Below are 8,094 nucleotides of genomic sequence, written 5' to 3' on the forward strand. Positions count from 1 at the left end.
TTTATCTGGTAAAGTCATATTATTTGGATGACAACTGAAAGAAATTTTTTATCCATTTGTGAAATTTCTTTTAAGCTTAAGTTGATCTATTGCAGTGTCAGTGACATTAAAAGGAGTGGACAACGGTGATTAGCCAATTATCTTGGAAGATCGGAGGACAACAAGGGGAAGGTGTAGAAAGTACCGACAAAATCTTCTCGACGGCATTGAATCGTCTTGGATATTATTTGTACGGGTACCGTCATTTCTCCTCTCGTATTAAGGGGGGACACACCAACAACAAGATCAGAATCAGTACGAAACCAATTCGTGCGATTTCCGACGACTTGGATATCCTTGTTGCATTTGACCAAGAAACCATCGATTTGAATGCGCATGAGCTTCGTGAGAATGGCGTAGTTGTAGCAGACGCCAAATTTAATCCTGTTGTGCCTGAAGGCGTTAAAGCTCGTTTGTTCCCTGTACCTATCACAGCGATTGCTGAAGAGCTCGGAACATCCCTATTTAAGAACATGGCTGCTTCCGGCGCATCTTGGGCATTGCTTGGTTTGCCTCTGGAAGTATTTAATAAAGCGGTAGAGGAAGAGTTCGGACGTAAAGGTCCGGCTGTTGTTGAGAAAAACATTGAAGCGGTTCGCAAAGCGGCTGAGTTCATTCTGGAAATGAACGGCGGTCCATTGCCTGAGTTCCAACTTGAGCCTGCTGACGGCAAACAAAAGCTGTTCATCATCGGTAACGATGCTATCGGCTTGGGTGCTGTAGCTGCCGGCTGTCGTTTCATGCCTGCATATCCGATCACACCTGCTTCGGAGATCATGGAATACTTAATCAAAGCATTGCCTAAATTCGGCGGTACGGTAATCCAAACTGAGGATGAGATCGCAGCTGTAACTATGGCTATCGGCGGTAACTACGGTGGCGTACGTACAATGACTGCATCTGCAGGTCCTGGTCTTGCCCTGATGATGGAAGCTATCGGCCTTGCCGGTATGACAGAAACTCCAATTGTTATCGTTGATACACAACGTGGAGGTCCAAGTACAGGTCTTCCAACAAAACAAGAGCAATCCGACTTGTATGCAATGATCTACGGAACACATGGTGAAATTCCAAAAATCGTTCTGTCCCCATCCACAATTGAAGAGTGCTTCTATGATACAGTTGAAGCATTCAACCTGGCTGAAAAATATCAAGTGCCAGTTATCTTGTTGACAGATCTTCAGCTTTCCCTGGGTAAACAATCCAGTGAATTGTTGGATTACAATAAAATCGTTATCGACCGCGGCCAATTGGTTCAAGGTGAATTGCCTCCGACGGAAGAAAACAAATTGTTCAAACGTTATGAGTTTACTCAAGACGGCGTTTCTCCAAGATCGATTCCTGGTCAAAAATACGGTTTGCACCACGTTACAGGCGTAGAGCATGACCAAGAAGGACGTCCATCAGAAAGCACGGAAAACCGTAAAAAAATGATGGATAAACGTATGGAGAAATTGAAACACGTGAAAGTAACGAACCCGATCCTTGTAGATGCTCCTCACGAAGAAGCGGATCTGCTGCTTATCGGTATGGGCTCCACTGGTGGAACCATCGACGAGGGAAGAGCGCGTTTGGAGAAACAAGGTATCAAAACAAATCACGTGACTGTTCGTTTGATGCATCCTTTCCCTGCTGAAGAGCTTAAAGCTCAAATGGCAAAAGCAAAAACGGTTGTTGTTATCGAAAACAACGCAACGGCTCAATTGGCTTCCTTGATCAAATTGAACGTTGGTTCTGCAGATAAAATCAAGAGCTTGTTGAAATATAACGGTAACCCATTCTTGCCAGCAGAAATCACTACATTTTGTCAGGAGTTGAGTCCAGTATGGCAACGTTAAAAGATTTTCGTAACAATATTAAACCTAACTGGTGTCCAGGGTGTGGAGACTTCTCAATCCAAGCGGCTATTCAAAGAGCTGCTGCTAATGTAGGATTGGAGCCTGAGCAATTAGGCGTTGTCTCTGGTATCGGTTGTTCCGGACGTATTTCCGGTTATATTAATGCATATGGCTTTCATGGTGTTCATGGTCGTTCCCTTCCTATCGCTCAAGGCTTGAAAATGGCTAACCGTGAATTAACGGTTCTTGCAGCGGGTGGAGATGGTGACGGTTTTGCGATCGGTATGGGTCATACAGTTCATGCGATTCGTCGTAACATCGACATCACTTACATCGTAATGGATAACCAAATCTACGGCTTGACTAAAGGTCAAACTTCGCCGCGAAGCGCTGAAGGCTTCAAAACGAAAAGTACACCTTCAGGTTCCATTGAATCTGCATTGTCTCCTTTGGAAGTAGCTTTGGCTGCTGGCGCAACATTCGTTGCTCAATCTTTCTCCAGTAACTTGAAACAGCTGACAGCTTTGATTGAAGCGGGTATGAAGCATAAAGGCTTCTCCTTTATCAACGTATTCAGCCCATGTGTTACTTTTAACAAAGTAAATACGTATGACTGGTTTAAAGAAAACATCGTTGATCTGGAAGAAACACCTGATTATGATCCAAGCAACCGTGTTATGGCTATGACCAAAATCATGGAAACAAATGGTTTGCTTACTGGCTTGATCTATCAAAATACTAACAAAGACAGCTATGAAAGCCATGTTCCTGGATTTAAAGAAGAGGCTTTGGCTAAACAAAACATTAAAATCACGGAGCAAGAATTCGAGAAATTAATGGCAGAATTTAAATAATTTTATGAACTTTACAAAAGCATGCGGCGCTGCCGTATGCTTTTTTTACTGCCGTAAGTTATAATCATGTTGAGTAAGCAAATAATGAAATACGTACATAAGTCTAAACAATGGGGGTAAACGCTATGAAACAAGTACCTATTGGCGTTTCGGCAAGACATATTCACTTGTCGGTTGAACATATCGAACAATTGTTCGGAACAGGTTATGAATTGAACGTAATGAAAGATTTGTCCCAACCAGGACAATATGCCGCGGTTGAAACGGTAGCTGTTATCGGTCCCAAAGGTAAGTTTGACAAGGTAAGAATATTAGGCCCCGTGAGAGGGAAAACACAGCTGGAGGTTTCGCGTTCAGATGCTTTCGTGCTCGGGATGAATCCTCCTGTACGTGAGTCGGGGAATATTGCCGGAACTCCCGGAATAACCATCGTAGGACCAGCAGGGCAGATTGATATAGCCGAAGGGGTCATTGTAGCTGGGCGTCACATTCACTTTCATACGGATGATGCTTCACGTTGGGGCATAGTGGACAAGCAGCTGTTAACGGTGAGAGTGGAGGGGGAACGATCTCTTATATTCGAACGGGTACTGGCTCGTGTCTCCGATCAATATGCACTCGACATGCACATCGATACGGATGAAGCGAACGCGTCGGGCGTGAAAACAGGAGACATGGCTACAATATTATCCTAGTGGATCGCGATTTTTCTTTGAAATTGCTGCTAAAATAATGATATAATATAAGGTATGATATTTGCAGCATATCTCAGGAGGAACGCGTAATGACAACGAAGAACAAATCTGAAAAAGATTATTCTATATATTTTCAACCTCCTTCTTTAAACGATGCGAAAAAAAGAGGGAAGGAAGATATCAAGGTTCACTATAACTTTGAGATCCCTGAAGACATGCAGCAGTTTGGTCAAGATAAGTATTATTTGATCCAAACCTATGGATGTCAAATGAATGAGCACGATACGGAAACGATAATGGGTTTGCTCGAACAGATGGGTTATAAAGCGACGGAAGACCGAAAATTAGCTGATGTCATTTTATTAAACACCTGTGCTGTGCGTGAAAACGCAGAAGACAAAGTATTCGGTGAATTGGGCCATCTTAAGCATCTTAAGGCAGAAAAACCATCGCTCGTACTCGGCGTTTGCGGTTGCATGTCTCAAGAAGAGGCTGTTGTTAACCGGATTTTGCAAAAGCATGGATTTGTTGATTTAATCTTTGGAACTCACAACATTCATCGCTTACCGCATCTGCTGAAGGAAGCTTTCTTCAGTAAAGAAATGGTTATCGAGGTTTGGTCCAAGGAAGGCGATATCGTCGAGAATCTTCCCAAAAAACGCGAGGGCATCAAAGCCTGGGTTAATATCATGTATGGATGTGACAAGTTCTGTACATACTGCATAGTTCCATATACCCGCGGGAAGGAACGGAGCCGCAGGCCAGAGGATGTGCTGGCAGAGGTTCGCGATCTAGCTAGACAGGGCTTTCAAGAGATTATGCTGCTAGGGCAGAACGTCAATGCATATGGTAAGGATTTTGAGGATATTGAATATCGCTTTGGTGATTTAATGAACGATATATCCAAGATTGATATCCCACGCGTGCGCTTTACGACATCTCATCCACGGGACTTTGATGATCATTTGATTGAAGTGCTTGCCAAGAAAGGAAATCTGGTAGAGCAAATTCACTTACCGGTGCAATCGGGCAGCAATGAAATACTGAAGCGCATGAGCCGAAAATATACACGTGAGCACTACTTGAATCTGGTGGACAAAATCAAAACAGCGATACCGGATGCGAGCTTGACGACGGATATTATCGTTGGGTTTCCAGGCGAGACGGATGAACAGTTTGAGGAAACAATGGAGCTTGTTAAGCAAGTGAAGTATGACAGCGCCTATACGTTTATCTATTCACCGCGTGAGGGCACTCCTGCTGCTGACATGATTGATGACGTACCTATGCAAGTGAAGAAGGAACGTTTATATCGCTTAAACGCTGTTTTGGCTGAATTCAGTAAAGAGAGCAATATAAGCATGAAGGGGCAGCTTCTGGATGTTCTAGTTGAAGGTGAAAGTAAAAATAATGCTGAAGTGCTCGCCGGGCGTACGCGTACGAACAAGCTGGTTCACTTGGTAGGACCAAAGGAATTAATCGGCAAAATCGTAACTGTACAAATTACGGATGCTCAAACCTGGTATATTAAAGGGGAATGGGTACCGACTGCTGTAGCACAATAATAAGCAAATTTACATGTTGAGGGGCGTGACCAGCTATGTCGGGACAACATAATCATAACCACGATCATGATCATGATCATATGCAATGCAGTCAAATGGAATGTTATACGAATACGGAAATGATCGTTCGCGAGGATATTCTTGAGAAAGCCAAGGAGTTAGCAGGGTTGATATCCACCTCGAATGAAGTACAATTTTTTCAAAAAGCAGAACAACAAATTTCTTCCAACGATCAAATTCAAGTATTAATAAGTGCGATTAAGAAAAAGCAAAAAGAAATTGTAGCCTTCGAATCGTTCGATAATAAAAAAATGGTTGAGAAAATCGAAAAAGAGATTGAAGAACTGCAGGATCAATTGGATAATATTCCAATTGTTAATGAATTCCGCCAGTCTCAGGAAGATATTAATTACTTGCTGCAGCTGGTTATGTCAGTTATTCGAGATACCGTTTCTGACAAAATCACGGTTGAATCCGGCAAATAAAACAAGATAAAACCACTTTGCAATTTGGTGCAAGGTGGTTTTTTTTGCCGACCGGTATGTATCGGCAAGCCATTGATGATTTAAGCCCATAAGTGCTCAGGGAGGAAGCCCGTATGACTTCTCAGTACGATTGGAAAATATTATCTTCGAATGATAACTCGGGTACCAATAGGAACAATGGCCGCAAGAGCTAGAACATCTTGGTTGTACATACGGACACAGCCGTGAGATACTTCATGACCAATAGATGAAGGATCATTAGTTCCGTGAATGCCATAATGAGGGCGGGATAAGCCCATCCAAAACGCACCGAACGGTCCACCCGGATTAGGAGCTTTATTAACGATAGTGTAGATGCCTTCCGGTGTTTGGGTCAATACTTTTCCTATTCCAATGGGATAGGAGTGGATAACGCGGTTATTTTGTAGTAAATGAAGCTTGCGCTCCGATAAAACAATGATTATCTGAGACATTGAGCATACTCCCTCCGCTAGCCGAACGCGACGAGCTACAGGTATCTTACAGGAACTTCATGATATGATTTGTTGAATTTTTTCTTTTTCATTTTTATTTGCAATACTCCGTCTTTATAAGAGGCTCTGCTTTGCCGTGGATCGATATGGCAGGGGAGACGCACAACTTGGGAATTAGTACCCGAAAGGCCTTCGATCTTAACTTGATCAGTTCTAATCTTGACGATTGGATTTGCGTTATCTGGCATATTCATTTTCATTATGACAAAATGGTGAGTTTCAAAAATTTCAGAGGGTTCTTTGCTAAGACTTTTTATCTGACCTCGTTTGGGCAGGCTTTTTTCCAAAATATTTTTTACATATTCTTCAACCCATGAAGTATCTTTCCACAATTCCAAATGCTGATCGGACTGCAAATTGGGCAGCTTCGTCCCAAGAATGGATTCAATAGCTTCCCAACGGGATTGGTTGTTGTTGCTGCGGCTCATCTGGAATGTCCTCCTTCCGCCTATAAGTTCAACATATTATATGACATCATTGGTCATAGTGATACACAACAAGATTCCCTTCACTTCCAATGTAGCACTAGGCGAATAACAACATACTATGTAGCATGAAGAACAAAGGAGTACGCCTATGCCATCCATTGTTGGTAATATTAAAATTTTATCCATTGACCACGGCTCCATTGTACAGATTGGGGATGCCGTTCAGCTAGCACCTGAGAGCACATCCAAAACGTTTGCTGGAGGAGGGTCATTCAACACGGGTGATTTCCCCGTTACCAATAATGCCATTAGCAATACGAATACAAACGACAATGATGTTGCCGATTCCAATCAAATCACGGCTGGAAATAAGGGGGTCGTTTAATGAATCTTATCGTCAATCAAAATATTGTCATCCATCAATTGCGAGTTGATAATGTGACAAACTCATCCATACTTCAGATTGGCAGTGCAGGGATGATCAAGCCGTTATCCAACCAGTATAATACTGGAGGGTTTAACAAGGAGGCGGTACCACAACAGGTAGAAGCTGGAGCGACCCCATCGCTTATTCCGTTACCTAGTCCCAGATAAATGGGCTAACACCCATCTCCATCTTGTGCATACACTGAGGGTGGGGGTGTTGACAATGATATATGATTGGCAGGAGTGGAACCAATACTTTCAAAACTTGCATCATTATATCCGGGCTCAATCCGAGAAAGTGGCTGAATTGGAAAAAACACTTTTTTCGGTTAAGCAGGAATTAAACACCTTGAAGGAGCAAAGACGAATTCATATCGACAAGATTGAGTATAAATTTGATCAACTAAAAGTAGAAAAGCTGGATGGCACGTTAAATATCGGTATTACTCCTCAATCGGTAGAAGATATGGCAGTGGGTGCTGATCCAGATAAGAAGGATTCCATTATGCCGGTTTCTGAATTGCAGGAGTCCGTCCAAAAAGATCTCCACCAGTATCTCCATAAAGAAGTTCCTCAACAAATGGATCAGATTCAACAAAAAGCAGGATTCACACTAGATCCCTGGCATCGCAAAATGATAATGGATGATTTGAACAAACAGATGAAAGAAAGAATGATGTACTATCTTCAAGAGATGGAGAATGGGGCTACCTTGGATCAGATGGATTCCATAAAGGATTCGGTTCTTTTTAGAACGAAAGCGGATATCCAACAGGCAGTCGATCTTTATTTCGTAAAAATGACGCAAAAGGATGTGAGTGAATCATGAATTTTCAGGTAGTTAACAAAGGGATATGTGTTGGTGAGATAAGAGTAATAGGGGTATCCATTTCGTCGGTGCTATTGATCGGGGATACGGAGCAGATCGTTCTTTCCTCCATTACCGATACTCCGCCTGAGTCGGTTACAACCGATCAGCTTATCCCCCTTGCATCTGAAGGGTAAATCCATGAAGCGATGGTCAGTTGTTGAGTTTGTAAAAGTGTTCAATTTGTCCGAAGCATCTATAATACAAGTTGGTGACAACAATAATAATCATCCTATTTCAAAAGTTATCGCAGTACAACGACAAGTCGCTGATTTTAATGGGGATGAGGGTAATTTTGAGCAATTTCCTCTATTTAAAAGGGAAATTCCATTGCCTGCTATTCATGAAACAGTCCAAACCAAA

The 8,094-nt window shown here is 42.5% G+C and carries 12 protein-coding genes (1 of these 12 running past the window's edge); 10 read left to right on the forward strand and 2 right to left on the reverse strand.

Annotated features, from left to right (window positions below; translation table 11 throughout):
- The first annotated feature begins 125 nt into the window (after window positions 1–125).
- The 5 genes from QMA13_RS13355 (at window position 126) to QMA13_RS13375 (ending at window position 5,476) form a co-directional block, all read left to right on the forward strand.
- Window positions 126–1,877: a 2-oxoacid:acceptor oxidoreductase subunit alpha gene (locus QMA13_RS13355; RefSeq protein WP_282941982.1), complete on the forward strand. Its 1,752-nt coding sequence runs from the start codon at window positions 126–128 to the stop codon at window positions 1,875–1,877.
- Complete coding sequence (locus QMA13_RS13360; protein WP_028550504.1) at window positions 1,865–2,731, forward strand: 2-oxoacid:ferredoxin oxidoreductase subunit beta; 867 nt, start codon at window positions 1,865–1,867, stop codon at window positions 2,729–2,731. Before QMA13_RS13355 ends, QMA13_RS13360 begins: the two co-directional genes overlap by 13 nt.
- Window positions 2,732–2,856: 125 nt before the next feature.
- Complete coding sequence (gene pduL / locus QMA13_RS13365; RefSeq protein ID WP_282941985.1) at window positions 2,857–3,426, forward strand: phosphate propanoyltransferase; 570 nt, start codon at window positions 2,857–2,859, stop codon at window positions 3,424–3,426.
- A gap of 89 nt (window positions 3,427–3,515) precedes the next feature.
- Window positions 3,516–4,991, forward strand: coding sequence for a tRNA (N6-isopentenyl adenosine(37)-C2)-methylthiotransferase MiaB (gene miaB, locus QMA13_RS13370; protein ID WP_282941987.1), 1,476 nt, complete (start codon window positions 3,516–3,518; stop codon window positions 4,989–4,991).
- A 95-nt stretch (window positions 4,992–5,086) separates the two neighbouring features.
- On the forward strand, window positions 5,087–5,476 hold the full coding sequence (locus QMA13_RS13375; RefSeq protein ID WP_282943389.1) for a YlbF/YmcA family competence regulator: 390 nt from the start codon (window positions 5,087–5,089) through the stop codon (window positions 5,474–5,476).
- Between the two features lie 140 nt (window positions 5,477–5,616).
- Here the strand turns inward: QMA13_RS13375 and QMA13_RS13380 are convergent, their stop codons facing one another.
- A complete protein-coding gene (locus QMA13_RS13380) occupies window positions 5,617–5,949 on the reverse strand; it encodes a L,D-transpeptidase (RefSeq protein ID WP_282941989.1) in 333 nt (110 codons plus the stop codon).
- A gap of 35 nt (window positions 5,950–5,984) precedes the next feature.
- Window positions 5,985–6,437, reverse strand: a complete 453-nt coding sequence (locus tag QMA13_RS13385; protein ID WP_282941990.1) for an Hsp20/alpha crystallin family protein — start codon at window positions 6,435–6,437, stop codon at window positions 5,985–5,987.
- Between the two features lie 148 nt (window positions 6,438–6,585).
- Between QMA13_RS13385 and QMA13_RS13390 the strand changes: the two genes are divergently transcribed.
- The 5 genes in view from QMA13_RS13390 to QMA13_RS13410 are tightly spaced (at most 55 nt apart) and all read left to right on the forward strand, a layout consistent with a single transcriptional unit that may run on beyond the window.
- Window positions 6,586–6,822: a spore germination protein gene (locus QMA13_RS13390; RefSeq protein WP_282941992.1), complete on the forward strand. Its 237-nt coding sequence runs from the start codon at window positions 6,586–6,588 to the stop codon at window positions 6,820–6,822.
- Window positions 6,822–7,031: a spore germination protein GerPB gene (locus tag QMA13_RS13395; protein ID WP_282941994.1), complete on the forward strand. Its 210-nt coding sequence runs from the start codon at window positions 6,822–6,824 to the stop codon at window positions 7,029–7,031. Before QMA13_RS13390 ends, QMA13_RS13395 begins: the two co-directional genes overlap by 1 nt.
- 55 nt (window positions 7,032–7,086) lie before the next feature.
- On the forward strand, window positions 7,087–7,692 hold the full coding sequence (gene gerPC, locus QMA13_RS13400; RefSeq protein ID WP_282941996.1) for a spore germination protein GerPC: 606 nt from the start codon (window positions 7,087–7,089) through the stop codon (window positions 7,690–7,692).
- Window positions 7,689–7,868 (forward strand): spore gernimation protein GerPD, encoded by a 180-nt coding sequence (locus QMA13_RS13405; protein ID WP_282941998.1) that lies wholly within the window; start codon window positions 7,689–7,691, stop codon window positions 7,866–7,868. Before gerPC ends, QMA13_RS13405 begins: the two co-directional genes overlap by 4 nt.
- A gap of 4 nt (window positions 7,869–7,872) precedes the next feature.
- Window positions 7,873–8,094, forward strand: partial view of a spore germination protein GerPE gene (locus QMA13_RS13410; RefSeq protein ID WP_282942000.1) — the 5' portion only. The gene runs 198 nt beyond the window's last position; the window shows 222 of its 420 coding nt (coding positions 1–222); its start codon is at window positions 7,873–7,875; its stop codon lies off the right edge, out of view.

Origin of the sequence: Paenibacillus sp. RC67, assembly GCF_030020805.1 — a bacterium.
Taxonomy (GTDB): Bacteria; Bacillota; Bacilli; order Paenibacillales; family NBRC-103111; genus Paenibacillus_S.

Excerpts from the sequence above, each read along its gene's own strand:
- miaB (WP_282941987.1), top strand. The coding sequence starts at position 3,516 with ATGACAACGAAGAACAAATCTGAAAAAGATTATTCTATATATTTTCAA.
- gerPC (WP_282941996.1), top strand. The coding sequence starts at position 7,087 with ATGATATATGATTGGCAGGAGTGGAACCAATACTTTCAAAACTTGCAT.
- QMA13_RS13380 (WP_282941989.1), bottom strand. The coding sequence starts at position 5,949 with ATGTCTCAGATAATCATTGTTTTATCGGAGCGCAAGCTTCATTTACTA.
- QMA13_RS13385 (WP_282941990.1), bottom strand. The coding sequence starts at position 6,437 with ATGAGCCGCAGCAACAACAACCAATCCCGTTGGGAAGCTATTGAATCC.
- QMA13_RS13395 (WP_282941994.1), top strand. The coding sequence starts at position 6,822 with ATGAATCTTATCGTCAATCAAAATATTGTCATCCATCAATTGCGAGTT.
- QMA13_RS13375 (WP_282943389.1), top strand. The coding sequence starts at position 5,087 with ATGGAATGTTATACGAATACGGAAATGATCGTTCGCGAGGATATTCTT.
- QMA13_RS13390 (WP_282941992.1), top strand. The coding sequence starts at position 6,586 with ATGCCATCCATTGTTGGTAATATTAAAATTTTATCCATTGACCACGGC.
- QMA13_RS13405 (WP_282941998.1), top strand. The coding sequence starts at position 7,689 with ATGAATTTTCAGGTAGTTAACAAAGGGATATGTGTTGGTGAGATAAGA.
- pduL (WP_282941985.1), top strand. The coding sequence starts at position 2,857 with ATGAAACAAGTACCTATTGGCGTTTCGGCAAGACATATTCACTTGTCG.
- QMA13_RS13360 (WP_028550504.1), top strand. The coding sequence starts at position 1,865 with ATGGCAACGTTAAAAGATTTTCGTAACAATATTAAACCTAACTGGTGT.